At 65.1% G+C, this 26,844-nt stretch carries 22 protein-coding genes; 17 read left to right on the top strand and 5 right to left on the bottom strand.

Going from position 1 to position 26,844, the window contains the following annotated elements:
* Nucleotides 1–217 precede the first annotated feature (217 nt).
* The 3 genes from E2583_RS22220 (at nt 218) to E2583_RS22210 (ending at nt 3,743) form a co-directional block, all read left to right on the top strand.
* Nucleotides 218–466, top strand: coding sequence for a hypothetical protein (locus tag E2583_RS22220; protein ID WP_291598740.1), 249 nt, complete (start codon nt 218–220; stop codon nt 464–466).
* Between the two features lie 100 nt (nt 467–566).
* Nucleotides 567–2,783: a DNA mismatch repair endonuclease MutL gene (gene mutL / locus E2583_RS22215; protein WP_291598738.1), complete on the top strand. Its 2,217-nt coding sequence runs from the start codon at nt 567–569 to the stop codon at nt 2,781–2,783.
* A gap of 84 nt (nt 2,784–2,867) precedes the next feature.
* Nucleotides 2,868–3,743 carry a MurR/RpiR family transcriptional regulator gene (locus E2583_RS22210; RefSeq protein ID WP_291598736.1) on the top strand — a complete coding sequence of 292 codons (876 nt, stop codon included), beginning with the start codon at nt 2,868–2,870 and terminating at the stop codon, nt 3,741–3,743.
* A 119-nt stretch (nt 3,744–3,862) separates the two neighbouring features.
* Here the strand turns inward: E2583_RS22210 and E2583_RS22205 are convergent, their stop codons facing one another.
* Nucleotides 3,863–4,564 (bottom strand): aspartate/glutamate racemase family protein, encoded by a 702-nt coding sequence (locus tag E2583_RS22205; RefSeq protein ID WP_291598734.1) that lies wholly within the window; start codon nt 4,562–4,564, stop codon nt 3,863–3,865.
* Nucleotides 4,561–6,054: an MFS transporter gene (locus E2583_RS22200; RefSeq protein ID WP_291598732.1), complete on the bottom strand. Its 1,494-nt coding sequence runs from the start codon at nt 6,052–6,054 to the stop codon at nt 4,561–4,563. Before E2583_RS22200 ends, E2583_RS22205 begins: the two co-directional genes overlap by 4 nt.
* Nucleotides 6,055–6,577: 523 nt before the next feature.
* On the opposite strand from E2583_RS22200, the gene gdhA reads away from it, so the two are divergent.
* Complete coding sequence (gdhA, locus tag E2583_RS22195) at nt 6,578–7,924, top strand: NADP-specific glutamate dehydrogenase (RefSeq protein WP_291598730.1); 1,347 nt, start codon at nt 6,578–6,580, stop codon at nt 7,922–7,924.
* A 100-nt stretch (nt 7,925–8,024) separates the two neighbouring features.
* On the opposite strand, the gene E2583_RS22190 is transcribed toward gdhA, so the two are convergent.
* Nucleotides 8,025–10,730 carry an HAD-IC family P-type ATPase gene (locus E2583_RS22190; RefSeq protein ID WP_291598727.1) on the bottom strand — a complete coding sequence of 902 codons (2,706 nt, stop codon included), beginning with the start codon at nt 10,728–10,730 and terminating at the stop codon, nt 8,025–8,027.
* 18 nt (nt 10,731–10,748) lie between these two features.
* Complete coding sequence (locus tag E2583_RS22185) at nt 10,749–11,060, bottom strand: hypothetical protein (RefSeq protein ID WP_291598725.1); 312 nt, start codon at nt 11,058–11,060, stop codon at nt 10,749–10,751.
* Between the two features lie 153 nt (nt 11,061–11,213).
* Between E2583_RS22185 and E2583_RS22180 the strand changes: the two genes are divergently transcribed.
* The 4 genes from E2583_RS22180 to E2583_RS22165 all read left to right on the top strand — a co-directional run bounded on the left by E2583_RS22180 (nt 11,214) and on the right by E2583_RS22165 (nt 15,076).
* Entirely contained in the window at nt 11,214–12,155 is a 942-nt protein-coding gene (locus tag E2583_RS22180) for a Bug family tripartite tricarboxylate transporter substrate binding protein (protein WP_367158608.1), read from the top strand.
* A 189-nt stretch (nt 12,156–12,344) separates the two neighbouring features.
* Entirely contained in the window at nt 12,345–12,797 is a 453-nt protein-coding gene (locus E2583_RS22175; protein ID WP_291598722.1) for a cupin domain-containing protein, read from the top strand.
* 536 nt (nt 12,798–13,333) lie between these two features.
* On the top strand, nt 13,334–14,500 hold the full coding sequence (locus E2583_RS22170; RefSeq protein WP_291598720.1) for a GGDEF domain-containing protein: 1,167 nt from the start codon (nt 13,334–13,336) through the stop codon (nt 14,498–14,500).
* A 210-nt stretch (nt 14,501–14,710) separates the two neighbouring features.
* On the top strand, nt 14,711–15,076 hold the full coding sequence (locus tag E2583_RS22165) for a DUF5329 domain-containing protein (RefSeq protein ID WP_291598718.1): 366 nt from the start codon (nt 14,711–14,713) through the stop codon (nt 15,074–15,076).
* 16 nt (nt 15,077–15,092) lie between these two features.
* Here the strand turns inward: E2583_RS22165 and E2583_RS22160 are convergent, their stop codons facing one another.
* Nucleotides 15,093–15,968 carry a methylglyoxal synthase gene (locus E2583_RS22160; RefSeq protein WP_291598716.1) on the bottom strand — a complete coding sequence of 292 codons (876 nt, stop codon included), beginning with the start codon at nt 15,966–15,968 and terminating at the stop codon, nt 15,093–15,095.
* Between the two features lie 184 nt (nt 15,969–16,152).
* Here E2583_RS22160 and E2583_RS22155 point away from each other — a divergent pair, with 184 nt between their 5' ends.
* The 9 genes from E2583_RS22155 to E2583_RS22115 all read left to right on the top strand — a co-directional run.
* Nucleotides 16,153–17,016: an alpha/beta fold hydrolase gene (locus E2583_RS22155; protein ID WP_291598714.1), complete on the top strand. Its 864-nt coding sequence runs from the start codon at nt 16,153–16,155 to the stop codon at nt 17,014–17,016.
* Nucleotides 17,017–17,174: 158 nt separating this feature from the next.
* Nucleotides 17,175–18,350, top strand: coding sequence for a multidrug effflux MFS transporter (locus E2583_RS22150; RefSeq protein WP_291598713.1), 1,176 nt, complete (start codon nt 17,175–17,177; stop codon nt 18,348–18,350).
* A gap of 116 nt (nt 18,351–18,466) precedes the next feature.
* Nucleotides 18,467–19,465: a tripartite tricarboxylate transporter substrate-binding protein gene (locus E2583_RS22145; RefSeq protein ID WP_291598712.1), complete on the top strand. Its 999-nt coding sequence runs from the start codon at nt 18,467–18,469 to the stop codon at nt 19,463–19,465.
* A 16-nt stretch (nt 19,466–19,481) separates the two neighbouring features.
* Nucleotides 19,482–20,804 (top strand): sulfatase-like hydrolase/transferase, encoded by a 1,323-nt coding sequence (locus E2583_RS22140; RefSeq protein WP_291598711.1) that lies wholly within the window; start codon nt 19,482–19,484, stop codon nt 20,802–20,804.
* 126 nt (nt 20,805–20,930) lie between these two features.
* Nucleotides 20,931–21,938, top strand: a complete 1,008-nt coding sequence (gene miaA, locus E2583_RS22135; protein WP_291598710.1) for a tRNA (adenosine(37)-N6)-dimethylallyltransferase MiaA — start codon at nt 20,931–20,933, stop codon at nt 21,936–21,938.
* 37 nt (nt 21,939–21,975) lie between these two features.
* The gene (locus tag E2583_RS22130; RefSeq protein WP_291598708.1) at nt 21,976–22,710 is read left to right on the top strand and encodes an ABC transporter ATP-binding protein; all 735 of its coding nucleotides are present in this window, start codon (nt 21,976–21,978) and stop codon (nt 22,708–22,710) included.
* Between the two features lie 71 nt (nt 22,711–22,781).
* Nucleotides 22,782–25,355, top strand: a complete 2,574-nt coding sequence (locus E2583_RS22125) for an FtsX-like permease family protein (protein WP_291598808.1) — start codon at nt 22,782–22,784, stop codon at nt 25,353–25,355.
* An 86-nt stretch (nt 25,356–25,441) separates the two neighbouring features.
* Nucleotides 25,442–25,879, top strand: coding sequence for a VOC family protein (locus E2583_RS22120; RefSeq protein WP_291598707.1), 438 nt, complete (start codon nt 25,442–25,444; stop codon nt 25,877–25,879).
* Nucleotides 25,880–25,934: 55 nt separating this feature from the next.
* Nucleotides 25,935–26,844 (top strand): carotenoid 1,2-hydratase (locus tag E2583_RS22115; RefSeq protein ID WP_291598705.1); only part of this gene is annotated, 910 nt, incomplete at its 3' end.

Below are 26,844 nucleotides of genomic sequence, written 5' to 3'. Positions count from 1 at the left end.
TTTGTTACAAGTTTTGATAAAACTAAACGTCAACAATACGTCAGCTTGCCGAATCTGCTGGCACAGTAGCGATGTGTCGCCGCAAGCCGTGCATTGCAAATCACGACATCGGCCCCCTGGCCAACACAGTCCGGCGTCTCCAGCCTCCCGCAAATGCAGGAGTGGATACAGAGACCAGACCGCTTTCCATAATGAGCACGACGAGAGGAATACGAACATGAAGACATTCACCATGCGCTATGGCAAGGCCCTGACTCTGGCGGCCGCACTGACCGGCGCTCTGGCCCTGGGTGGCTGCGCTCACGGCCCCAGCCGTCAGCAAGTCGGCATCGGCGCAGGCGCCGTGGCAGGCGGTGCCGTGGGCAACGTGCTGTTCGGCGGCCCGGTCGGCACCATCGGCGGTGCCGCCGCAGGCGCGCTGATCGGCAACGAACTCACCAAGGGCGGCTACCGCAACCACCGCTAAGTCCTGTCTTTCAGAGTGAACAAGAGCTGCCATTGGCGGCTCTTGGTGTTTCAGGCAACCAAAAAACTCACTCGCCGGCCGGTTTGTGCGCACGCCTAGAATGATTGCCGTGAACGCATCAAGCCCCGAACTCTCCCCCTCCCCTGCCGAAGCCCCCGAACAGGCTGCCCCCATGCGCAGGCCGATTCGCGATCTGCCCGACGAGCTGATCAGCCAGATCGCCGCTGGCGAGGTGGTGGAGCGGCCCGCCTCCGTGGTGCGCGAACTGGTGGACAACGCCCTGGACTCGGGCGCCAGCCAGATCACCGTACGCCTGCTGGCCGGCGGCGTGCGCCTGATCGCGGTGGAAGACGACGGCTGCGGCATCCCGCGCGACGAGCTGCCCGTGGCCCTGCGCCGCCATGCCACCAGCAAGATCAGCGATCTGCACGATCTGGAAACCGTGGCCACCATGGGCTTTCGCGGCGAGGCGCTGGCCGCCATTGCCTCGGTATCGGAAACCTCCATCTTCTCGCGCCCCGCAGGTCAGGACTCGGCCTATCTGCTGGATGCGCGCAGCGGCGAGCTGCGTCCCGCCGCCCGCAACCAGGGCACGACCGTGGAGGTCAAGGAGCTCTTCTTCTCCACGCCCGCGCGCCGCAAATTCCTCAAGACCGATGCCACCGAACTCGCGCATTGCATCGAGTCCGTGCGCCGCCATGCGCTGGCACGCCCCGATGTGGGCTTTGCCATCTGGCATGAAGGCAAGCTGGTCGAGCAATGGCGCGCTGCCGGCGGCCCCTCGGACGATGCGTTGGCTCGCCGCCTGGCCGACGTGCTGAACGACAAGTTTGTCGACCAATCAGTCGCCGTCGATCACTGGGCCGGCCCCGTCCACGTCACGGGGCGCGCCGGCATCCCGGACGCTGCGCGCTCGCGTCCCGACCAGCAGTTCTGCTATGTCAACGGCCGCTTTGTGCGCGACAAGGTCTTGACGCATGCGGCCCGAGCAGCCTACGAGGACGTGCTGCACGGCAACAAACAACCGGTCTACGCGCTCTACATCGAGATCGATCCCGCGCGCGTGGATGTGAACGTACACCCCACCAAGATCGAGGTGCGCTTTCGCGACAGCCGCGAAGTCCACCAGGCGGTGCGCCACGCGATCGAGAGCGCGCTGGCCACGCCGCGTGCCGCAGCCGTGGTCGAAGCGGCGGCGCAGGATGCGGCCCGCCAGGCCGGCCTGATCGACGAGAGCACCGTCACGACACCGGCCGCGGCCAAGGCCGCAAGCAAGCCCGCTGCAGCCCCCTCCTGGCCGCAAACCCGCATGAGCTTTGGCGAGCCCGCCATCGGCAAACCGGTGAGCGATCTGGCCAAGCTCTGGGAGCCCATGCGAGAGACCACTGCTGAGGCCGCCCCAACGGTGACGACTGCGGCCCCCGCCCCCGAAGGCGCCACACCGGCCCCCACCGAATCGGACTGCGGCACGACGACGATCACCAACACCACGGCCATGCCAAGCCCCGTGCCTCAACCCGAGGACGAAGGCATCAGACTGCGCCCTTCGGGCCAGTCCAGCTACTTTCAGCGCAAAGCGCCTGCCCCCCAGATGCAGGAAGCGCCAGCCGCCACAGTGATCGTCGCCGCTGCGCAACCATCAGCGACGGCCAGGCCGACGGCAGAAGCCGCCGTGCCCGCCGCTGTTGCAACACAGCAGCCCGCAACCGCCGCAGCTGACTCGGCCCCGGTCTGGCCGCTGGGCCGTGCCGTAGCCCAGTTGCACGGCATCTACATCCTGGCAGAGAACAGCCAGGGCATGGTCATCGTGGACATGCATGCCGCCCATGAGCGCATCGTCTACGAGCAGCTCAAGCATGCCGTCAATGGCGACGAACAGATTCCCAGCCAGCCGCTGCTGATTCCCGCCACCTTTGCCGCCACCCCCGAGGAAGTCGCCACGGCCGAGGCCCATGCCGAGACCCTGCTGACCCTGGGCATGGAGGTCTCGCCCTTCTCGCCCAAGACGCTGGCCGTGCGGGCCGTGCCGGCCACGCTGGCCCAGGGCGACGCCGTGGAGCTGGCGCGCAGCGTGCTGGCCGAGCTGGCCCAGCATGACGCCAGCACCGTGGTTCAGCGCGCGCGCAACGAGATTCTGGCCACCATGGCCTGCCACGGCGCGGTGCGCGCCAATCGCAAGCTCACGCTGGACGAGATGAATGCGCTACTGCGCCAGATGGAGGTGACCGAGCGCTCCGACCAGTGCAATCACGGCCGCCCTACCTGGCGGCAGCTGAGCATGAAGGAGCTCGATGCGCTGTTTCTGCGCGGGCGCTGACGGCACGGCGGCAATAGCCGCTACATTGCCGCTATCGATCACAACAGCGGGCCGCAAGATCACGCCCGCCGGCCAACTGTCGTCATGAACCCCAGCCCCTCCGCCCCGGAAACCGCCGAAGCCCAGTCCTTCATCGCCCGCGTGCGTGCGGCCCTGCCGCAGCTGCCGCCCTCGGAGCGACGGCTGGCGGAATTCCTGCTGGACTTCCCGGGCAATCTGTCCAGCTATGCGGCCGCCGAGATGGCCAAGCTCACGGGGGTATCGAATGCCACGGTCACGCGCTTCATACAGCGGCTGGGCTATGAGGGCTACGAGGATGCGCGCCGCCATGCGCGCGCACAGGGTGACAATGGCTCGCCGCTGTTCCTGGCGGCCGCATCGGCCCAGGGCAGGCCCACGGAGGATGTGATTGCCACGCATCTGCGTCAGGCCTCGGAGAATCTGGCCGTCACCATCGGACAGATCTCGGCACAGCAGCTGGAAGACATCGCCACGGCCCTGATCGGCGCCCGACAGCTGTTCTTTGTCGGCTATCGCCAGAACCGCAACTTTGCGGCCTATCTGCGCTGGCAGCTGCTGCAGGCACTCGAGATGCCCAGCCAGGTGATACCGGGTGCCGGCGAAACCCTGGGTGAATATGCGGCCCAGATCGGCGCCCACGACGTGGTGGTGATCTTTGCCCTGCGCCGCAGCGTGCGCGTGGTCAGCGAGTTCGCACGCCAGGCCAGGCTGCTGGGCGCCCGCCTGATCTGCATCACCGACCATGCCAGCCCGGCCCCCGAGGCGGACTGGCTGCTGCGCGTGCAGACCTCCGCGCCTGGGCCGCTGGACAATCACACGGCACTTTTCATGCTCTGCCACCTGATTGCCACGGCCACCTTGCAGCAAAGCGGGCAACCGGGGCGCAGACACATGGCGGCCATCGAGACCAGCCACGATGCGCTGGACGAGATGCTATGAAATCAGAAGCTTGTTGCGCTTTTTATTCATAGATTTCAGATACTTTTCAATCCGAAATCCATGATTGACTGACGGTAGAAGCTCTTTAATCAATAGCATCCAACCGCATCCAACAGCAATCAATGGGTGACGGCGAGCGCCAGGCCCGCCAGCGCCGCCTGCACTGCGGCCACCACCGGCGACAGCACCGGCACCTGAAAGCGCGGTGCCAGCCACAGCGCGGCCTCGGACAGCGGACCGCCGCCGATCACCACGGCCTGCGCGCCATCGCGCACGCACTGGGCCACGGCATCGCCCAGGCGCTCGCACTGCAGGGCCGGGTCCGCGGCCAGCGCCAGCGGCTCGCCCCGGGCAATGTGCGTGCCGCTGAACCAGGGCGTCAGGCCCAGCGCCGCGACCGAGGCGGCAATCGAAGCCTCCAGACCCGGTGTGGTCGTCGCAATGCCGAAGCGACGCGGGCGGCCCTGCTCATCCCGTGCGGCCTGCAGCATGGCGGCTTCGCCGATGCCAAAGGCAGCAATCCGCAGCGGCAGGGCCGCACGCAGCAACTCCAATCCGGGATTGCCGAAGGCGGCCACGATGATGGCCCGGCCTGCCTGGCTGTCATCGCCCCGGGCAAAGGCCAGGCCCAGACGCAGCACCTCCCGCTCGGCGATCTTCAGCCCGACCTCGTCGGTAATCATGGCCGCGCCCCTCTCGGCCGTCGCGCCGTGCAGCAACACGCCGGGCGGCAGACAGGCCCGCGCCTGCCTGAGCATCAGCGCCGTGGTCTGCTGCGAGGTATTGGGGTTGATCAGCAGAATATGCATGCCAGCCTTCATGCCGTGCGCTCCTGGCCAGCAGCGACCACGCCTGCAGCGGCAGACTCCTGCTCGGCATGGGATTCGCCGCCCGCACCTTCCTCGATGGAACGGCCAAAGGTCTCGGGGGCAAACTGCACGGCAATCGCAAAGATGAAATACATGGCGGCGATCATGCCGAACATTCCCGAGACGCCGTGCAGATCGAACATCTTGCCCGCCAGCACCTGGGACATGGCTCCGCCGATCGTGCCCAGCGCCAGCAGGAAGGAGGTGCCCAGCGCACGAATGCGCGTGGGATACAGCTCGGGCGCAAAGATCCAGATGGAGGTGTTGAGCGTCAGCACGCAGAACTGGAACAGCGCACCGCAGACCAGGATCATGGCCACGCTATCGGTGAAGTTGCCGAACGCCAGGCCCGCCAGACAGGCAGCAATCGCCCCTACCGTCAGCACCCGTTTGCGCGGGAAGTAATAGCCCATGGTCGATGCCGCGATCGCCCCAAGCAGACTGCCCATCTGCATGACGATGGTGAAGCTGAAGCTCTTGGTGATGGAGTAACCCTGTGCGACCAGAATCGTCGGCATCAGCGTGAGCACCGAGAGCTGCGCACCAAACGTCATCCACGAAGCCACACCCACGGCAATCGTGCGCCGCGCATAGCCGCCCCTGAAGATGTCGGTGAAGGAGCTGCGCTGCACGGTCTGAGCGGCTGCCGTCTGCGCCTGCGCACTGCCTGGGCTGATGAACTCGCGCAGCTCGTACTGGGCATTGGCCAGCTTGCCGGCCGCCAGCATGCTCAGCACCTGATTGGCTTCCGCGACCCGCCCCTTGGAGAGCAGAAAGCGCGGCGTCTCCGGCACGAAGCGGCGGTAGAACACGATGAAGATGGCCGGCATGACCAGACAGCCGAACAGCCAGCGCCAGGAATCATCGCCAGGGAACAGCGTGAACACGCCCAAGGCAAATGCCGGCGCCAGCATATTGCCCAGACCGCCGCCACCGACGTTGATGAGACCGACTGCCGTGCCGCGAAAGCGGGCGGAGCAGAACTCGGCCAGCATGGTCACGGCCGTGGTGATTTCGCCGCCCAGACCAAAGCCCACGATGGCACGCGCCACGGCGAGAAAAGCGTAATCGGGTGCCAGTGCGCAGCCGACGGCACCCAGCGTGAACAGCGCCAGGTTCACATTGAGCATGAAGCGCCGTCCCATGCGGTCGGCCAGGTAGCCCGAAAGCAGGCGCCCCATGGCTGCAGCAAAGAAAGTGATGGTGTTGAGAAAGGCAATGTCCGTCGCGTCCAGCCCCCATTGCTGCCGTAGCAGCGGGCCGACCAGGCCGACCGCGTTCTGTTCGAACACATCGAAGAGCACGCCGCAGACCACCAGAAAGATGATGCTTTTGTGCGAGCGCGTCACGCCAATCTGGTTGAGCGCATTTTCGAGCTGCTGCATCTGCGCCGCACTGGCCTTGCCTGACGCCAAGGGCGTCACGGGAATCTCAGCTGCCATATCCACCTCCTCTTGGTTGAGGGCTGGCCTGGCGCTGGGCCGGCAAGCCGATTGAAATCTTGTTTTCTTATTAAAAAATATGAAATTTAAATTTCAAATCCAGATTTACCCAGGCCCTGAAGCTGGCTGCGCAGTCTGCCTACTAAGTCGTGCGCCTGGGTTCATGAAAACCAGTTTTCACGATTGCAGATTTCGTGCCTGAAATCACATGCACCACGATGGTGCTATCACAGATAAGACATTGCGGGTGGATGAAGCCGGACGTCACGGAAGAAAAACACTTGTGTGACAAGCCGCAAAAATGTTTTTACGACACCAGAATGAAAAATCCTTTACTTCAAATGCACCATCTAAGTGCCTGAAAACTAAGAACAAATACAGCAGAATTGCTCCAAATTCGGGCATTGACGCACCACAATTGCGCCATCACGCACCGAATCCATGCATGACGGCATAACTTTTTGGCATAATTTTGGTTTCGCGAGTTTCAGCGCATTCCCCTGTCCCTGTCAGAAAGTTCTCTATGAAGTACGAGTCCGTAGGCCAATTCCTGGAAGAAGTGGCACAACGCAACCCCGGTCAGCCCGAATTCCTGCAAGCCGTCACCGAAGTGATGGAAAGCCTGTGGCCCTTCATCGAGAAGAATCCCAAGTACGCCGAGCACGCCCTGCTGGAGCGTCTGGTGGAACCCGAGCGCATCATCCAGTTCCGCGTCAGCTGGACTGACGACAAGGGACAGGTGCAGGTGAACCGCGGCTTCCGCATCCAGCACAGCATGGCCATCGGCCCCTACAAGGGCGGCCTGCGCTTCCACCCCTCGGTCAACCAGTCCGTGCTGAAGTTCCTGGCTTTCGAGCAGACCTTCAAGAACGCACTGACCACGCTGCCCATGGGCGGCGGCAAGGGCGGCTCCGACTTCGACCCCAAGGGCAAGAGCCCTGCAGAAGTCATGCGCTTCTGCCAGGCTTTCGTGTCCGAGCTGTTCCGCCACGTGGGTCCCGACACCGATGTGCCGGCAGGCGACATCGGCGTGGGTGGCCGCGAAGTGGGCTATATGGCCGGCATGTACAAGAAGCTGTCGAACACGGCTGCATCCGTATTCACGGGCAAGGGTCTGTCCTTTGGCGGCTCGCTGATCCGTCCCGAAGCCACCGGCTACGGCACCGTCTACTTCGCGCAGGAAATGCTGGCCACCCGCGGCCAGTCCTTCGCCGGCAAGACCGTGTCCGTGTCCGGTTCGGGCAATGTGGCCCAGTACGCCGTCGAGAAGGCCATGGAACTCGGTGCCAAGGTGGTGAGCGTGTCCGACTCCTCGGGCACCGTGTATGACGCAGCCGGTTTTACCACCGAGAAGCTGGCCGTTCTCATGGACGTGAAGAACCACAAGTACGGCCGCGTCAGCGACTACGCCAAGCTGGTTCCCGGCGTGGAATTCCTGGCTGGCAAGCGCCCCTGGTCCATCAAGGTGGATGTGGCCCTGCCTTGCGCCACGCAGAACGAACTGGATGAGGCCGATGCCAAGACCCTGATCGCCAACGGCGTGCTGTGCGTGGCCGAAGGCGCGAACATGCCCTCGACCATCGAAGCCGCCAAGGCTTTCGAGGCCGCTGGCGTGCTGTACGCCCCCGGCAAGGCATCCAACGCTGGCGGCGTTGCCACTTCCGGCCTGGAGATGTCGCAAAACGCAGCCCGCCTGTCATGGCCTGCCGAAGAAGTGGATGCACGCCTGTTGCAGATCATGCAAGGCATCCACGCTGCCTGCGTGAAGTACGGCAAGCGCGCCGACGGCTCCGTGAGCTATATCGACGGTGCCAATATCGCCGGCTTTGTGAAGGTGGCCGATGCCATGCTGGCACAAGGCGTGATCTGAGCGCCAGCGCTCGTCAATCGCAAGAAAGGCCCTTCGGGGCCTTTTTTCACGCCTGCCGGTCCGCGTTGCGGCAGCCGCCAGCTGCTGCGCGCCCGGACCTCTAGGCCCGCAGGTCCGGTTTCACCCGGCGCAGCAGAAGCTTCTCGACCTCCAGCAACAGCAGCAGGACCACCCCCAGCCCCATGGCCAGCACCCCGGCCTCCAGATCGACAGGGCGGCTGTCGAAAAGGGCCTGCATGGGCGGGGTGTAGGTGAACAGCAGTTGCGCCAGGATGACGCCGGCCACGCCCAGCAGCACCGCCGGGGTGCCCAGGACGCCGTGCAGGCTCAGCGAGGTTCCCTGCGTGTAGCGCACGCTGAACAGATAGAAGATCTCCATGATCACCAGGGCGTTGACCACGATGGTGCGAGCCAGCTCGACCGGGTCGCCCCGGCGCAGCGACCACTCGAACATGCCGAAGCAGCCCAGGGCAAACAGCAGCGAGACCAGGGCGACGCGCCACAGCAGGTAGGGCTGCAGCAGTTGCTCGTCGGGCGAGCGCGGCTTGCGCTGCATCAGCGTGGGCTCGGGTGGTTCGAAGGCCAGCGTCAGCCCGAGCGCCACGGCAGTGACCAGATTGACCCAGAGAATCTGCACCGGAGTGACGGGCAGGGACAGGCCCAGAAGAATCGCCACGACGATGACGATGGCCTGACCGCCGTTGGTCGGCAGGGTCCAGGCAATGACCTTGCGCAGGTTTTCGTAGACGGTGCGCCCTTCCTTGACGGCGGCGACGATGGTGGCGAAGTTGTCGTCGGCCAGCACCATGCCTGCGGCCTCCTTGGCCGCGGCCGTGCCGGTGATGCCCATGGCCACGCCGATATCGGCACGCTTGAGTGCCGGTGCGTCGTTGACGCCGTCACCGGTCATGGCAATCACGCTGCGATCGGCCTGCAGGGCCTGCACCAGACGCAGCTTGTGTTCGGGGCTGGTGCGCGCGAACACCGTCGAGGCACGGGCCACATCGATCAGCTGGGCATCGTTGAGCCCGTCCAGCTCATGGCCCGAGGTGACGCGGATGGTGTCTGCCAGCGCGAGTTCCCGGGCAATGGCGGCGGCCGTGGCAGCGTGGTCGCCGGTAATCATCTTCACGGCAATGCCGGCGCTACGGCATTCGCGCACGGCCGTCTTCGCCGAGTCGCGCGGCGGATCGATCATGCCCAGCACGCCAAGAAGGCTGAGGTCCTTGATGTCGGCCATGTCCACGCTGTCCTTGCCGTCTGCCGGGACACGGCTGGCCAGTCCCAGCACGCGATAGCCTTTGGCAGCCAAAGCATCGATCTGCTCCAGCCAGTAGGCAGTATCCAGCGCCTGCACGCCCTCGGCGCTCTGCTGGTCTCGGCACATGGCCAGCACCTGCTCTGGAGCCCCTTTGACAAACACCACGGGAGCAGCAGCCAGCGGCCGGTGCAGCGTGGCCATATAGCGGTGGACGGCATCAAACGGCACCTCGTCGAGCCGATGCCAGTCCTGACGCAGCTGATCGACATCCAGACCGGCCCGTGCTGCCAGCGTCACCAGAGCCCCCTCCATGGGGTCGCCTTCGACCGCCCAGACCTTGCCTTCGGCATGTCTGACATGGGCGTCGTTGCAAAGCGCCGCGCCTGTGGCGAAGTGCAGCAGCTGCGGATGCCGCACAGGCTCGGTCTCCTCGCCCTTCAGGCTGAAACGCCCCTGGGGCGCATAGCCCTCGCCATCTATGTCGAAGCTGGCCCCGGGCAGCACCACGGCACGCACGCTCATTTCATTGCGCGTCAGAGTACCGGTCTTGTCGGAGCAGATGACGGAGACCGCGCCCAGTGTCTCCACCGCCGGCAGATTGCGCACGATGGCATAGCGTGCGGCCATGCGCTGCACGCCAATGGCCAGCGCAATCGTCATGACCACGGGCAGGCCTTCGGGGATGGCAGATACGGCAATACCCACCACGGCGATGAAGGCGTCGGCCGTGTCGTAGCCGCGCCCCCATAGTGCGAAGCAGAACATCAGCGCGGACAGGCTCAGTATGGTGATGGTGAGCTGGCGCGCGAAACGGTCCATGAGCCGCGTCAGCGGGGTGGCCAGTGTCTGCACCGAACCCAGCATGGTGCTGATCAGGCCCAGCTCGGTGCGCGGGCCGGTGGCCACCACCACACCCAGGCCCTGCCCGGCAGCCACCAGGGTGCCGGAATAGGCCATGGAGAAGCGGTCACCGAGAGCAGCATCGGCGGCCACCGGATCAACCGACTTGTCGACCGCGACCGATTCACCGGTCAGCATGGCTTCGTCCAGCTTCAGGCTGCTGGCGCGCAGCAGCCGCACATCGGCCGGGACGCGGTCGCCGGCTTCGAGCAGCACGCAGTCGCCGGCGACCAGCTCCTCTGCAGACACCGCCATGCGCAAACCGTCGCGCAGCACATTGGCGCGGCTGGAAACCATGGCCTTCACGGCATCCAGCGCCTTTTCGGCGCGGCCTTCCTGCACGAATCCGAAGACCGCATTGATCAGCACCACTGCGAGGATCACCCCCGTATCGACCCAATGCTGCAGCAGTGCGGTAACGACGGCCGAGCCCAGCAGGACATAGATCAGCAGATTGTTGAATTGCGACAGAAAGCGGGCCAGCATGCCGCGTGAAGCGGCGGCAGGCAAGGCATTGGGGCCCTGCTGCTGCAAACGCTCGCGGGCCTGGTCGGAGCTCAGTCCGGCGGCAGTCGATTGCAATTGAGTGAGTACGGCATCGGTCGGCAACGCGTGCCAGGCGGCAACGCGGGTCTGTTCCTGCATCTGAGACTCCCTGACGATTCAACTGAAACGCTTGTGAGCCGGATCTGCGCCCGGTTGGCTTGACGCTTGCATGGTATGCGCTTGAAACGCTTTGCAACCGACTATATGCAGGATTTTCGATAGCTCGATGGCTGCCTGGGACTGTCTCGTGCCGCCTGCCAGCACGGTTGCAAGGGCTGGTTTTCTGGCGGTTCTGAAGGACGGTTCGACTGCTGACCAGAGCTTCACCGCCCAGGGCAGCGGCAGCGAATTCTGAATTTGCAAGCCTCCCGGATCAGGCTTTGCGGCACCGGGCACGAGCTGGAAATCATGCGAACTGCTGGTTTTCATGGATTCTTTCTTGGCGTCGATTTCATGACAATTCGTTTAATTTTGTTGAGCAATTCAACATCAATCACCGAATTAACCTCAGCCACACTTCTGTGGAACCCCATGAATCCAGATCGCGCCTTTCTTTCCCGCCGCCTTTGCATCGCCTGTGCCATGACCAGCCTGATCACCGTCGCGGCGCAGGCACAGGATGCCTATCCCAGCAAGCCCATCCGCATCGTGATTGGCTATGCTCCGGGCGGCTCGGTCGACATGGTCGGCCGCGTGGTCGGGGACATACTGGCCAGGCAGTTGAACGCCACCGTGGTGGTGGAGAACGTGCCGGGTGCCGCGGGCGTGGTGGGAGCGCAGCGCGTGGTCTCAGCCAAGCCCGATGGCTACACCTTGCTGGCCGGCTCCAGCAACGAAATGGCGGGCACCAAATTTGTGAATGCGGCGCAAAAGTACGATCCGGCAGCGGACCTGACTCCGGTGAGCCTGACGGCCCTGGCCCCCAACCTCTGGGTGGCAGGAGCGCATGTCCCCGTCAAGACCGTGGATGACTTCGTCAAGCTGGCCAAGGCCCATCCCGGCAAATACAGCTACGGCAGCCCCGGCATTGGCTCGACACCGCATTTCTCGGGCGAACTGATCAAGAAGACTGCGGGCGTTTACCTGGTTCACATCCCCTACAAGGGATCTCCTGCCATGACCAGCGATCTGGGCGGCGGGAATCTGGACTTCGCCATCCTCTCGCCCACCGCTGCCGCCCCGCTGGCGCAGTCCGGAAAGATCAGGATTCTGGGCGCCACCACGGCCACCCGCATCGCCACGCTCAAGGAGATTCCGCCGCTGGCAGAACATCCCGCGCTCAAGGGCTATGCCTTGAGCGGCTGGTTCGCCCTGGCCGCCCCCAAGGGTCTGCCTCCGGAAGTGCTGGCCAAGCTGCAAAAGGCAATACAGGCAGGTCTTGCCGACCCGGCCATCCGCCAGAAGCTGGAAGCCGCGGGAACCCCGCCTGCCAAGGGCAATGAAAGCCTTGCCCAGGTGATGCGCACAGACATGGACAAATACGCCGAGCTGGTGAAGTTCGCAAGGATCAGCGCAGACAACTAAAGCGGCGCTAAAGCGGCGGCCTGCGACGCCAGGCGCCTTCCCGCCCGGATGCTTTTGTGTCATGGCACCCGGGCTGGTTTTCGGTGGCCCTTCGACTAGGGCTGCCCCCATGGCATTGCGGCACGCCTTCCCGGTACAAGTGACAGGTTTCACCACTTGTCTCCGTCAAAAACCTTGGAGGGTCATTTCATGTCCTTGATTCGCCGCGCCAGCTTTTCCAGCCTGCTTTGCAGCAGCGCCTTCATGCTGTTCAGCCAGAGCGCCCTGGCCCAGGCGGGTACGGCCCAGCCGGGTGCGGCCCAGCCAGGTGTGACCCAGACCGGAGGCCTGTCCCGGACCATGGTCGGCAAGGCCGATGTGTCGGTACCGGGCCGCGAAGCCGTGGTGGCCAAGGTGGAGGTTGCCCCCGGCTCGCGCGCGGGCCGCCATACCCACCCCGGCGACGAGATCAGCTATATCAGCGAGGGCGAGGTCGATCTGCTGATCGACGGCCAGCCGCCGCGCACGCTCAAGGCCGGCGAGAGCTTTATCGTTCCGGCTGGCGTGATTCATGACGCGCACAATGCCGGCAATGGCACGGTCAGGCTGATTGGCGTGTATGTGGTGGAGAAGGGCAAGCCGCTGGCCACGCCGGCCCCCTGAGCGCCGCACGGCGGTGATCAGCAGCGCAGCGGCACGGCATCCATGTTCCGTCCTGGTCGAATCCTTATCCTTGGCGGCATGCACGGTGTCAGAACGCTATCGCGGGACTCTCGCCGCCTGCATCACGGCTCCCGGGTTCCCGGCAGCGTACGCCACTGCGCACCGCACGCGGATATTGCGCGGCAGCCGTGGACGGAGCCTGTCTGCCGACGCCGCGCGGGTTCCTGGCTAGCGCCCCGGTGCCTGGCGCAGCCATAGCGCAGGCGGCCCGTATGCGCCCCGTCAGCGAGGAAGACCTGCGGAACGCCTCGGGAGCAGTGCCGGGCGTCCTCTTCTCAGACCCGCTCGACCCGATTCCCCCGGCTTTCCCCGACCCACAGGAGATGCCTGAGAATCCCCCTGCGACAATTCGGCTCGTGTGGCGCCATTGCCTTGCAATGCCCTGTCCTTCGGCGTGCCGGCCATACGCTCCCGCGCATGGATTCCGGCCAGCGGTCTCTCGCACGGGGGCGCCTGCGCCGGTACATTCATCGTCCATGGCTCTCGACCCCTTCACCCTGCTCGTCCTCACCTCGGCCATGGCTGCCGCCTCGGCGCTGTACCTGGCCTCCGAATGGACCAGTGTACGAGAACGCTCGCTGATCCTCTGGAGCGCCGGGTTTGCCATCATCGCCGTGGGCTGCGTGCTGGCCCTGCTGCGCTCGCGCGGCCATGTGCTGTTCGGCATCTGGTTTCCCAACGGCATGCTGATCGCCGCCCACTGGCTGTTCCTGGCCGGCGTCGCCGGATTCACACATACCCGGCTGCCGCGCGCCTGGTGGCTGCTGGTCGTCGTCTGGCTGGCGGTGCTGTTTCTGCCCGAAGGCCCCTGGTGGTCCCGGGCGATGCTGGGCATACAGTCGCTGCTCATCGCCATCATCACCTTGCGCGCCGGCCTGCTTCTGCGCCCGCAGGACGGTACGCTGAGCGTGGGGGCAGCGCAGCTGCGCTTCGTGCTGCTGGCGCACGGACTGTTCTACCTGCTCAAGGCCGCCTCGCCCGTGGTCCTGGACACTTTTGTCCACCTGGCCGGCTTTCGCGGCACCGTGATCCTGGTCTCGCTGGTGGAAGGAGCGATGGCCATCATGCTGCTCGCAATGTCCATGATCGGCACCGAGCGCCATCGCCGCGAGGAACGCATTGCCCAGATCGCCGCCCGGGATCCGCTGACGGCCCTGGATAACCGTCGCGCGCTCTATCTGCGCGCTCCGGAGCGGCTCAAGCAGGCCTCGCCGGCCAGTCCTGGCGCCCTGCTGCTGATAGACATAGACCACTTCAAGCAGGTCAACGACCTGCACGGTCACGATGCCGGAGACCGTCTGCTGGTCACCCTTGCCGACCTCATCCGCAGCGCGCTGCCTCACGGCGCGCTGGCCGCGAGGCTGGGCGGTGACGAGTTCGTGATACTGCTGAGCGGCGCCTCCGGTGCCGCCGCTCAGGCACTGGGCCGGGACCTGCGCGAAGCGTTCGCGCAGCAGGCGCGCACGCTGTTCGCAACGCCGGAGCCGGTCTCACTGAGCATCGGCGCCTCCCTGTTCGATCAGCCCGACATGGAGCTGTCGCACTGGCTCAAGCGGGCCGACGAGGCCCTCTACGCATCGAAGCGCAAGGGGCGAGACCGGATGGAGCTCACCCCGTTTCCCTCTGCACCGCAGCACGAATGATTCCCCGGCCCCGGCAAACGCCGATGTCCGTCACGTGCTGCAGGGTACGGCGGGGTCCCGCCAGGATCTCTCCAGATCGCCCCGGAGGCTTGCGAGACAGCCGTGCGGGCACACATCCGGCAATGTACGAGGCCATGTGAAACGGTGCCGGAGGCCCGCGCCCCGTATCAGGGCCTATGCGCCATCCCGACTTTTGTACGATCATGCTCCATGAAGCACACCATGATCGCCTTGCTGCTGTCTGCAGTCAGCGCCTTGAGCCTTGCCGCATCGCCCGCACCTGGGGCCACTCAGGAGATCGAGCACCTGATCGGCCATCTCGAAAACTCGGGCTGCGAGTTCCAGCGCAACGGCAGCTGGCATGACAGCCACAAGGCCGCCGAGCATCTGCGCAGCAAATACGACTACCTGCTCAAAAAGGGCTGGGTGGAGACGGCCGAGGACTTCATTGCCCGCGCAGGCACGCAAAGCAGCATCAGCCAAAAGCCCTATCTGGTGCGCTGCAGCGGCAAGGAAGCTGAATCCAGCGCCAGCTGGCTGCAGGCCGAACTCAAGCGCTACCGCAGCCGCCAGTAGCGCTCAGCGGCTCGCCTCAGCCCGCACGCTTGACGGCCGCATCGCACCAGCGCTGCGCCACCTGGGGCGAGGTGCTGCAGACGGCATCGTGCGTGACCGTGGTCACGGCGCGCTCCAGCAGCTGGATATCGGCTTCGTGCTGGCGTGCCACATGCGGGTCTTCGAAGAAGATGGCGCGGTGGCAGCGCTTTTCCAGCACCAGATCGGCAATCTGCGCATCGCCGCCCAGCGGGCCGCTGTTGTAACGATCCACCCAGGGCTTGTCGGCAGGCCAGCCCTTGCTCCAGGCCATCTCGTTGAGCTTCTGACCCGTGGTGCCCGTGCCCACGCGGCGGCGGTAGCGGCTGAGCAGCTCGAAGTTGCGCGCAGCAAAGTCCAGCATGGTGGGCTTCATGGCATCGTGGGCGATCAGCGCCAGCGTCTGGTTCTCATAGTCGTGAAAACGGTCGGCATGGCGGTCACGCACCAGACCGGCGTGAATGCGCTCCATCTCGATCCAGTCCCGCGTGGAGGCGACGGTGGAAAGAAAAGGCTTGCCGTGAATCACGCACTGGCGCTTCAAGGCCAGGGCTTCGGGGAAGATGGACGAGGGGTCCACCGGGTCCATCAGGTAAATGGCGCCATCGAGAGTGCGCTCGTCCCCCTCCATGCCGACCACCTCGGCCACCAGCCTCATGAGACCGCCCTCGCGGCCATAGGGGTAGCGCACCAGACCTTTGTAGCCCTGGAGCATGCTCGCCGCCGTGATGGCGTCATAGGTGCGGCCTACGGTATGAAAGCCCAGCTTGAGCTCGCGAATCCCGGCCTCGCAGGCGCGCAGCAGGGCAAACAGCGCCGCATCCTCGGTTTGGTGGTGGAGTTTGTTGGCGGCAAGACCCAGGCAGATCGGCATAGTGAACTAATCCTTCAGACAAGCTTCAAACGTTCGCAAACTCTGTGCAACCCGCTATGCATCTGCGATTTGAAGCACCTGCAAGAATATCGCCAATTCATGCCCTCCAGATGACTGGGACCGGGTCAGACAGCCATACTTGCACAGCACTTGACAGCCGCCCTCTTCCATCGCTCTCCTTCCCATGCCCACGTCCTCACGCTTCTGGAGTCCCCGCCGCATCGCGACAGCACTCGGTCTGGCCTTGGCGGTGGCACTTGCGAGCTGGGGCATGCGCGAGATCGATGCCCGGCAGCGGGTCTGGATTTTCCAGCCCAGCGACCGCAGCTGGCCTGGAGCCGACACGACCGGCATGCGGGAGCAATGGATAGACTTTCGCAGCCGCGACGGCAGCGCCGCCAGGCTGCATGCCCTCTGGATGCCCTCCAGCGATGCACGTGCCCCGCTGCTGCTGTTTCTGCATGGGGCGCGCTGGAACGTGACAGGCTCCTCGCCCCGCATACGGCGCCTGCAGGCCATGGGCTTTTCCGTGCTCGCCGTGGACTACCGCGGCTTTGGCAAGAGCAGCGCGGCCCTGCCCTCGCAGGCCTCGGCCGCGGAGGACGCGCGCGCTGCCTGGGACTGGCTGGGCCGCAAGGCTGCGGGCAGGCCGCGCTATATCTTCGGCCACTCGCTGGGCGGCGCCGTCGCTATCGATCTGGCCAGCTCCGTCAAGGACGAAAGCGGGGTGCTGGTCGAGTCCACCTTCACCAGCATTCCCGATGTCTTCGACTCCATGCGCTGGGGCTGGCTGCCCGTGAACTGGCTGATCACGCAACGCTTCAATTCGGTCGACAGGGTGGCGGACATCGGCTCGCCGCTGCTGGTCGTGCACGGCACGGCCGACCCGCTGATTCCGGCCCGGCTGGGCCAGCAGCTGTTCGATGCCGCACGCGAGCCCAAGCGCCTGATCCTGGTCGAGGGCGCCAGCCATCACAACACCCAGTCCAGGGCACTGGTGCAATATCGCCAGGCACTGCATGAGCTGTTCGGCCTGAATCCACGCTGAGCGACATCGCCACATACTGTCTCGTCAGCATACGGATCAATCGACAGGCTCTGATAGTCTGTCTGGCTATGTCTGCTCCGCCTGCCCTTAATTCAAAGCCAAATCCCGCTCAATCCCTTGATGAGCAAGCGAAGAGTGCTCCTGAATCTGCAGTTTTCGTGATTCTCACACTGGGGCTGCTGCTAGGCCTTCAGCCGCTGGCAACCGATCTCTATCTGCCCGCCCTGCCTCAGCTGCAGCAAGGCTTTGGCGCCCATGTCTCCCAGGCCCAGCTGACACTGACCGGCTTTTTGCTGGCCTTTGGCTGCTCGCAGATTCTCTGGGGCCCGCTGTCGGACCGGCTGGGCCGCCGCCCCGTCCTGCTGCTGGGCATCAGCGGCTATGTGATCGCCGCGCTGGGCTGCGCCAGCGCCCAGAGCATGGAAGCCTTGATTGCCTGGCGCAGCCTGCAGGGCGCAGCCCTGGGCGCCGGTGTAATGTGCGCGCGTGCCGTGGTCCGCGATCTCTATGCCCCGCATATGGGCGCTCAAGTCATGTCCAAGGCACTGACGGGCCTGGGCGTGCTGGCCTTTCTGGCGCCCATCAGCGGCAGCTTGCTCGTGGGCTGGCTGGGCTGGCGCTCCACCATGCTGGCCCAGGCCTTCATGGGCTGCCTGGCCTGGCTGCTCGTGGTGCTGCGCTTCACGGAGTCGATTCCCCAGCGCAACCCGCAGGCGCTGCAGGCGGGCAATCTGCTGCGCACCTGGTCTCGCATTGTGCGCAACCCCATGTTCCAGGCCTACAACCTGCTGACCTGCTTCAGCTATGCGGGCCTGTTCACCAATCTGGCGGCCTCTTCCTTCACCTATATCAACGTGCTGCATATGGATCGCACGCAGTACGGAATGATGATGGGCGGCAATGCGCTGTGCTACATCGCCGGCACCTTTGCCTGCCGCCGTCTGCTGCGCAGCATGAGCGTGAAGCGCGCCGTGGCCGTAGCGGGGGTGCTGTCGCTGACGGCCGGCTCCATCATGGGCCTGGCGGCCCTGGCCGATCTGCGCAGCATCTGGGCCTATGCCCTGCCCTTCTGTCTCTACCAGGTCGCCCACGGCATTCACATGCCCTGCGGACAAAGCAATGCCATCGCGCCTTTCCCCCAGGCAGCGGGTACGGCCTCGGCCATCAACGGCCTGGTGATGATGCTCATGGCTTTTGCCATGGGGCATTGGCTGGGTCTGCATCTGGATGCAGACTCGACCATGCCGCTGGCCTTCGGCATCTGGTTCTGGTCGGTCTGCACGGCCGTCACCGCATGGACGCTGGTACAGCGTTTTGGCATCAGCAAATCATGATTTGAAATAAGATGATTGTGTTATTTAAAAACCAATTTTTATTATTTTTCTTTTTATAGAGATTTTTCGAGAATGCCTGGACTGGCCCACGCGCCGCACTTTTGTGATCTCCAGCCATGCATTCCCGCCGCTCCTTCCTGCAGCAATCGCTGCTCGCCGCCAGCTCTGCTGGCTTTTCCTTGCACTCTCTGGCCAAGGCCGCCGAGAGCTCCGCCGTTCCTCAGGCCAGCCGCATTCTGGTGGGCTTTGGCGCAGGCGGCGGCATCGATCTGCTGGCACGCGTACTGGCCGAAAGCATCGCCGCACAGCTGGGCAAGAGCCACTATGTGGTGGTGGACAACAAGCCAGGCGCCAACGGCCAGATTGCCGCGCAGACGCTGCTCAACGCCCCCAGCGACGGCGGCACCTATCTGATCGCACCGCTGATCACCCCGGTGCTCTCGCAGATCGTCTACAAAAAGCCCGGCTACGACCCTGCACGCGACTTCTCTCCCGTGGGTCTGCTCGCGCATTTCCAGTTCGGGCTGGCCGTCCCCGCCAAGCATCCGGCGCGCAATATTCAGGAATATGTGGCCTGGCTCAAGGCCAACCCTGAAAAAGCCAACTTCGGCAGCCCCGCCGTGGGCAGCCTGCCGCATTTCTTCGGTCTGCTGCTGGGCGAAGCGGCCGGCGTCAATATCGTGCATGTGCCCTACAAGGGTGGCCCGGCCATGATGACCGATCTGATCAGCGGCCAGCTGGCCTCGGCCATCCAGACCACCAGCGAGCTGGCGCCGCTGCACAAGGAAGGCAAGGTCCGCATTCTGGGCACTTTCGGCAGCCAGCGCGGCCGCGAACTGCCCGATGTGCCGACCTTTGCCGAAGCCGGCTACCCCAAGGCCACGGGCAGCGGCTGGTACAGCCTGTGGGCACGCAAAGGCACCTCGCCCGAGGCCATTGCCGCCGTCAACCGCGCCGTCAACCACGCGCTGCTCGACCCCAAGCTGCAGCCCAAATGGGCGGAGCTGTCCCTGCAGCCCGACCCGCGCACGCCGCAGGCACTGGAGCAGTTGCGCGTGGCCGAAGTCGCCAAGTGGCGTCCCGTGATCGCCAACTCCGGCTTTGTCATCGAATAAGCAGGGCGATGCACTCATGACCGCACCGAATATCGTTTTCATCCTGGCCGACGACCTGGGCTGGGCCGACCTGGGCGTCTATGGCGCCACCGATTTCAAGACCCCGCATCTGGACCGGCTCGCCACCCAGGGCGTGCGCTTCAATCAGGCCTATGCCAACTCGGCCGTCTGCTCGGCCACCCGCATTGCGCTGATCACCGGGCGCTATCAGTACCGGCTGCAGGCCGGGCTTGAAGAACCGCTGGCACGTCATGGCGCGCAGCTTGGCCTTCCGGCCGACCATCCCACGCTGCCATCGCTGCTCAAGCAGGCCGGCTACGACACGGCACTGATCGGCAAATGGCATCTGGGCAAGCCGCCTGCCTATGGCCCGCAGCGCAGCGGCTACGACTACTTCTTCGGCAACCACAGCGGTGCCATCGACTACTTCACGCACAAGCCCGGCGTGGGCGCAGAGTTCGGCCGCGACCTCTGGCAAGGCAACGAGCCCGTGGAGCGTACAGGCTACTACACCTATATCCTGGGGGACGAGGCCACGCGCTATGTCCATGAGCGCAATGGCCAGGACAAGCCTTTTTTCCTGTCTCTGCATTTCACGGCACCGCACTGGCCCTGGGAAGGGCCCGACGACGAGCATGTCGCGCACAGCATCAAGGATCTGTTCCACTATGACGGCGGCAGCCTGAAGAAATATGGCGAAATCGTCGAGGCCCTGGACAAGGCTGTGGGCCAGGTGCTGCAGGCGCTTGATGACACCGGTCAGGCCGACAACACCATCGTCATCTTCACCAGCGACAACGGCGGCGAACGCTTTTCCAAGACCTGGCCCTTCACGGGCCAGAAGACCGAGCTGCTGGAAGGCGGCATCCGCGTGCCCACCCTGCTGCGCTGGAGCGCCCGCATCCAGCCCCAGGTTCAGGAACAGGTCACCGCCAGCTTTGACTGGCTGCCCACGCTGCTAGCCGCGGCAGGTGCCAGGCCGCATCCCGACTTCCCCAGCGATGGCCAAAACATCCTGCCCATCCTGGAGGGCCATGCGGCCCACACCGAGCGCAGCCTGTTCTGGCGCTACAAATCACAGGCCCAGCGTGCCGTGCGCCAGGGGCCCTGGAAATACCTCAAGATCAACGACAACGAGTTCTTGTTCAATGTGGAGGAGGACGCCCGCGAGCGCGCCAATCTCAAGGAGCATCAGCCAGAAATCTTTGCCAGTCTGCGCAGGCAATGGGAGGAGTGGAACGAGCAATTGCTGCCCGTCACGGCCGAAAGCTACAGCCACGGCCTCTCGCCCGATATCCAGGCAGACCGCTATGTGCCGGAAAGGCTGAGCCAGGGCTAGGCTAGGCAGGTCACTAAGTCCCGCCGCAGCCGCAAGGCGGCAGGCTGCGTTATCCTTCACAACCCGCAAGAACCAATGACCGACGGTCATTGGTTCTTGTGCTTTGACCTGTACGGATTCCGCCCCATGACTGCTGCCCACGCCCTGCCCTGTATCGCCATTGCCGGCCCCACTGCCTCGGGCAAGACGGCGGCAGCGCTGGCATTGGCCGAGCGGCTGGCGCAACGCGGTCAGAAGGCCGAGATCATCAGCGTGGATTCGGCCCTGGTCTACAAAGGCATGGACATCGGAACGGCCAAGCCCACCGCTGCAGAGCTGGCCGCTGTCCCGCATCACCTCATCGACATCATCGATCCGCTGCAGGCCTACAGCGCAGCCGAGTTCGTGCGGGACACGCAGACCCTGGTTGCCGAAATCCGTTCCCGCCAGGCCATACCTCTGCTGGTGGGCGGCACCATGCTGTACTTCAAGGCGCTGATGGACGGGCTGGACGATATGCCTGCGGCCAACCCCGAAGTGCGCGCCATGCTGGACGCGCAGGCCGCCGAGCTGGGCTGGCCCGTCATGCATGCCAGACTGGCCGAGGTGGACCCCGTCACGGCAGCACGCCTGGCCCCCGGCGACAGCCAGCGCATCCAGCGCGCACTCGAGGTCTGGCATGTCTCGGGTCAACCGCTTTCAAGCTTCCACACGACCAGGAAAAAGACGGGCCCTGCCGAACAGATGGGACTTGCAACGCTTTTCTCTCTGGAGCCTGCCGAGCGAGCCTGGCTGCACCAGCGCATTGCGCTGCGCTTTGATCTGATGCTGGAGCAAGGCTTTCTCGACGAAGTGCGCAGCCTGCGCGCGCGCGGGGATCTGCATCTGGACCTGCCCTCGATGCGCTGCGTGGGCTATCGCCAGGCCTGGGAAGTGCTGGACGCTCTGGAGGCCGATCCCGGCAAACCCCTGGACATGGCGGGCCTGCGCGAGCGCGGCATCGCCTCCACACGCCAGCTGGCCAAGCGCCAGATCACCTGGTTGCGCTCCATGCCCCAGCGCCATGCGATTGCCTGCGATGCGCCCGGCGCCCAGCGGCAGCTGCTGGATGCGGCCCTGGCGGCCATCGACGCAGCACGGCAGGCCGCAGGCTGAGGGAGGCCGCAGCGGCGTCCATCGTTAAGATCGCTGCATGGCTGCCACCGTCTCATCCCACGCCCGCCCGCTGCTCCAGGTCAGCGACCTTGCCAAACGCTACGGCGACGGCCACACCCAGACCACGGTCTTCGCGCGGGTGAGCTGCGAGATCACGGCCGGCGAATTTGTCGCCATCGTCGGCAACTCCGGCGTGGGCAAGTCCACCTTTCTCAACTGTCTGGCCGGGCTGGACAGCTGGCAACAGGGCCGGATTCTGCACAGCGGCACGGATCTGTCCATGCTCGATGAAGCCCGGCGCGCTGTCTGGCGGCGCGCGCACCTGGGCTTTGTGTTCCAGGCCTTTCATGTGCTGCCCCATCTCGATGTGGCGCAGAACATTGCCCTGCCCCTGATGCTGCTGGGCCGCATGGATGACCAGGGTCAGCAGCGCGTGCAGCAGGTGCTGCAAGCCGTGGGACTTGCAGGTCTGGGCCAGCGCCTGCCCCAGCAGCTCAGCGGCGGCCAGTTGCAGCGCGTTGCCATAGCGCGCGCCCTGGTGCATTCACCGCCTCTGCTGCTGGCCGATGAGCCCACGGGCAATTTGGACCCGTCCACCGCTCAGCAGATCATGGATTTGCTGCTGCAGCAAACCCGCGAAAACGGCACGGCGCTGGTACTGGTCACCCATTCCGCAGAAGCGGCCAGACGCGCCGACCGCGTGCTGCGGCTGACGGCCGGCGGCATGCAGGCCGAGCTCTCGACATCGCAGCAAAGCGCGCTAAGCCTGTGACTTCACGCGCCCCGCTTCTTCTGCTGCTGACCAGCTTCTCCTGGCAGGAGTTGCGCCAGCACCCCTGGCGTATGGCCACGGCGCTGATTGCCATCATGCTGGGCGTGGCGCTGGGCTTTGCCGTCCATGTGATCAACCAGTCCGCACTGGACGAATTCTCCAGGGCGGTGCGCAGCGTCAACGGCCAGCCTGATCTGCAGCTGCACGCCATGCAGGGCGGCCTGCCGCTGGCGCTCTACCCCCAGGTGGCGCAGACCCCGGGCATCGCCAGCGCCGTGCCCTGGGTCGAAACCACGGTGTGGCTGCCCGGCAGCAGCGCAGACCCGCAGACGCGCGGCACGCAAGGGGCAGCGCAGGGCGTGAGCTTGCGCGTGCTCGGCAGCGATGCCCTCAAGCTAGCCCCTGTCGCCCCGGCACTGATGCCGCGTTTGTTTGAGGGCGGTGACCGTCTCGATCTGTTTGCACCCGACGCCGTGTTTCTCAATGCCGCCGCCTTGCAGGCCCTGCGCCTGAGTCCTGAGCAGGCCGTCAACGCCTCCATGCAATGGCTGCTCAACGGCCAGGCCCAGCAGTTGCGCATTGCGGGCACGGTCGCCGCCAGCGGCGCACCGGTCGCAGTCATGGACATTGCCGCACTACAGCAGAAGCTCGGCCTGTTTGACCGCATCGACCGGCTGGATCTATTGCTGACCGACAGCGCCAGCCGCAGCCAGGTCAGCGTCGCCCTGCACGCATTGGCTGCCTGGCAAGACCAGATGCTGATCCAGCAGCCCAGCGACGATCAGCAGCGCGTGGGCGAGATGTCGCGCGCCTACCGCGTCAACCTCACGGTGCTGGCGCTGGTGGCCTTGTTCACGGGAGCGTTTCTGGTGTTCTCGGTACTGGCGCTCAGCGTGGCTCAGCGCGCGCCGCAGTTTGCGCTGCTGGCCGTGCTCGGAGCCACACCGCGCCAGCGCATGGCACTGGTGCTGCTGGAAGCGCTGGCGCTGGGGACTCTGGGCAGCCTGGCCGGTATTGCGCTGGGTACGGCACTGGCCTGGCTGGCGCTGCAGGTGCTGGGCGGCGATCTGGGCGGCGGATTCTTTGCCGGCGTACAGCCCGCCCTGCACTGGAGTCCTGCGGCAGCGCTGATCTTCGGTCTGCTGGGCCTTGCCGCCACGCTGGCCGGCGCCTGGTGGCCAGCACGCGCCGCCATGGATCTGCCACCTGCGGCCACGCTCAAGGGGTTGGGCAGCACGCACGAGAGCGCTCCGCGCCTTTGGCCCGCTGTCACACTGCTCGCAGCCAGCCTGGTGCTGGCCTTTATGCCGCCGATCGCAGATATCCCGCTGGCGGCCTATATGGCCGTGGGCCTGCTGTTGCTGGGCGGCATGTCAGCCCTGCCCTGGTTGCTGGGTGCGGTGCTGGCACTGGTACCCAACGCCTTTTCGCGCCAGCCGCTGGCCATGCTGGCACTGGAGCGCGCGCGGCGCATGCGCCACGCCACCACCGTGGCCGTAGGCGGCGTGGTGGCCAGCCTGAGCCTGGCCGTAGCCCTGACGGTGATGGTCACCAGCTTTCGCGGCAGCATGATGGAGTGGCTGGATGCCGTGTTGCCCGCTCCCCTGTATGTACGCGCGGCAGGCGGCTCCAGCCGTGTCGATGCTGCCCTGCTGCCGGCCGATGCGGCGCAGCGCCTGAAGCTGCTGCCCGGCATAGCGCGTGCCCAGGCCATGCGCAGCAGCCAGCTGGTACTGAGCCCCGAGCGCCCGGCCATCAGCCTCCTGATTCGCCCGCTGCGGGGCGAGCAGGCCATGCAGCTGCCCTGGGTCGAGGGCCCCATCCACGAAACGCGCCCGGGCATTGCCGTGCACATCAGCGAAGCCGTGGCCCAGCTCTATGGTCTGAAGCCCGGCGACACCTGGCCGCTGCTTTCCAAGGCTTTCAGCCTTCAAACCAATGACCAGAAAGCGTCAACAGCTTCTTTTTACATAGCATCCGTGTGGCGCGACTATGTGCGTCAGTTCGGTGCCGTCGCCCTGGACTGGCAGGACTATCTGGCACTGGTGGGCAAAGCAGGCAATGCGGCGCTGGTCAGCGAGATTGCCGTCTGGCCCGAGTCCCCCGGAGCATTGCCTGACGCCGCTCTGCAAGCGGCGATAGAACAGGCCCTCGGCACGCCAGGGCAGCCGCTCCCGGCGCTGGAATTTGTCAGCAGCCAGGCGCTGCGCGAACGCTCTCTGCGCATTTTCGATCGCAGCTTTGCCGTCACCTACTGGCTGCAGGCCGTGGCCATCGGCATAGGCCTGTTCGGCATAGCCGCCAGCTTCAGCGCCCAGGTGCTGGCCAGGCGCAAGGAGTTCGGCCTGCTCGCCCATCTGGGCCTGACACGCCGCAATGTGCTGAGCGTGGTTGCCGCCGAGGGTCTGGCCTGGACCCTGCTGGGCACCATCGCCGGCACGCTGCTGGGCCTGGGCGTGGCGATGATCCTGGTGCATGTGGTCAATCCGCAGAGCTTTCACTGGACCATGGAGCTTCGCCTGCCTATGCTACGCCTGCTGGCACTGGGCGCTGCCGTGGTGCTGGCCGGCGTCGTCACCGCGTGGCTGGCCGGACGCCGGGCCGCCAGTGCCGATGCGGTGCTGGCTGTGAAGGAAGACTGGTAGCTATAACTGCGCCCCCGACAGCGTTTTTCACGAGATGCTCCATGGCGCAGCGCACAATGAAACCTTCAACGCCGCGAGGAGTTCGTATGCAAGTCCAGCCCTATCTCTTTTTCGATGGCCGCTGCGAAGAGGCTCTGGATTTCTACCAGGCCGCTCTGGGCGCCGAGATCACCATGCTGATGCGCTACAAGGATGCTCCGCCGCCCGAGTCATCAGGCCAGCAAGGGTGCGGGCCGGGACAGGTGGACCCCGAGAAGATCATGCATGCCAATGTCCAGATCGGCGAGACGCAGATCATGGCCTCCGACGGCATGAATGGCGGCAAGCCGGACTTCAAAGGATTTTCGCTGTCCATCACTGCGCCCAGCGAGAAGGAGGCGGATCGCATCTTTGCCGCCATCGGCCAGGGCGGCACGGTACAGATGGCGCTGGACACCACATTTTTTGCCCGCCGTTTCGGCATGGTGACCGACCGCTTCGGGGTCAGCTGGATGGTGATCGTTCCCCTGATCGATATCGGCTGAGGACCGAACACCGGTTGCTCCGGCATTGGGGCATGCGGCTGGGCGACAATGGGCCATGCCTTACCAGCCAGCGACCTCCCAGCTCCCGCAACCGTCGTCTCGTGCCCTGTCACGCAGGCAGTCCCTGCAGACGCTGGCTGCAGCCGGTCTGGGGTGGGCCGGCCTCGGCCGGCCTCTGCCAGCCTCGGCCTTGCCGCTCAAGCCCCTGCAGTTTCCGCGCGACTTCGGCAGCCATCCCGAGCTGCAGACCGAATGGTGGTACATCACCGGCCGGCTGCAGGCCGGCGGCAGGCCCTGGGGCTTTCAGCTGACCTTCTTTCGCTCGCGCATCGAAGCCGCCCAAAGCCTGCAATCGACACTCGCGGCCAAGCAGCTGATCTTTGCCCATGCGGCCTTGTGCGATGTCGAGGGCCACAAGCTGCGCCACGACCAGCGCATGGCGCGCGCGGGCCTGGGCCTGGCCGGAGCCAGCGAGAGCGATACCGATGTGCGTATCAACGACTGGTATCTCCAGCGTCGCCCCGTGCAAGGCCAAAGCGCCGCGCAGGCCAGCCGTTACCAGGCTTTGCTGACAACCAAGGACTTCACGCTGGATCTTGAATTTGACAGCACGCAGCCATTGCTGCTGCAGGGGAGCAACGGTCTGTCACGCAAAGGCCCACGAGAGGAACAGGCCAGCTATTACTACAGCCAGCCCCAGCTCAGGGTCGGCGGCTCCATCACCGTGGCCGGCCAGTCGCTGCCTGTGCAAGCCAGCGCACACAACCGCGCCTGGCTCGACCATGAATGCAGCGCTGCCATCATGGACCCGGAAGCCCAAGGCTGGGACTGGATCGGCATGAATCTCGATGACGGCAGCGCCCTCACGGCCTTTCATCTGCGCCGACGCAATGGATCGGCACTCTGGGCAGGCGGCTCATTTCGCGCACCGAACCAGAGCGCGCAAATCTTTGGCGCCGATCAGG

This window comes from Comamonas sp. (genome assembly GCF_009360615.1).
GTDB lineage: Bacteria > Pseudomonadota > Gammaproteobacteria > Burkholderiales > Burkholderiaceae_C > Comamonas.
The sequence above is the reverse complement of the archived record's forward strand: the minus strand, read 5'-3'. Positions and strand labels throughout refer to the sequence as shown.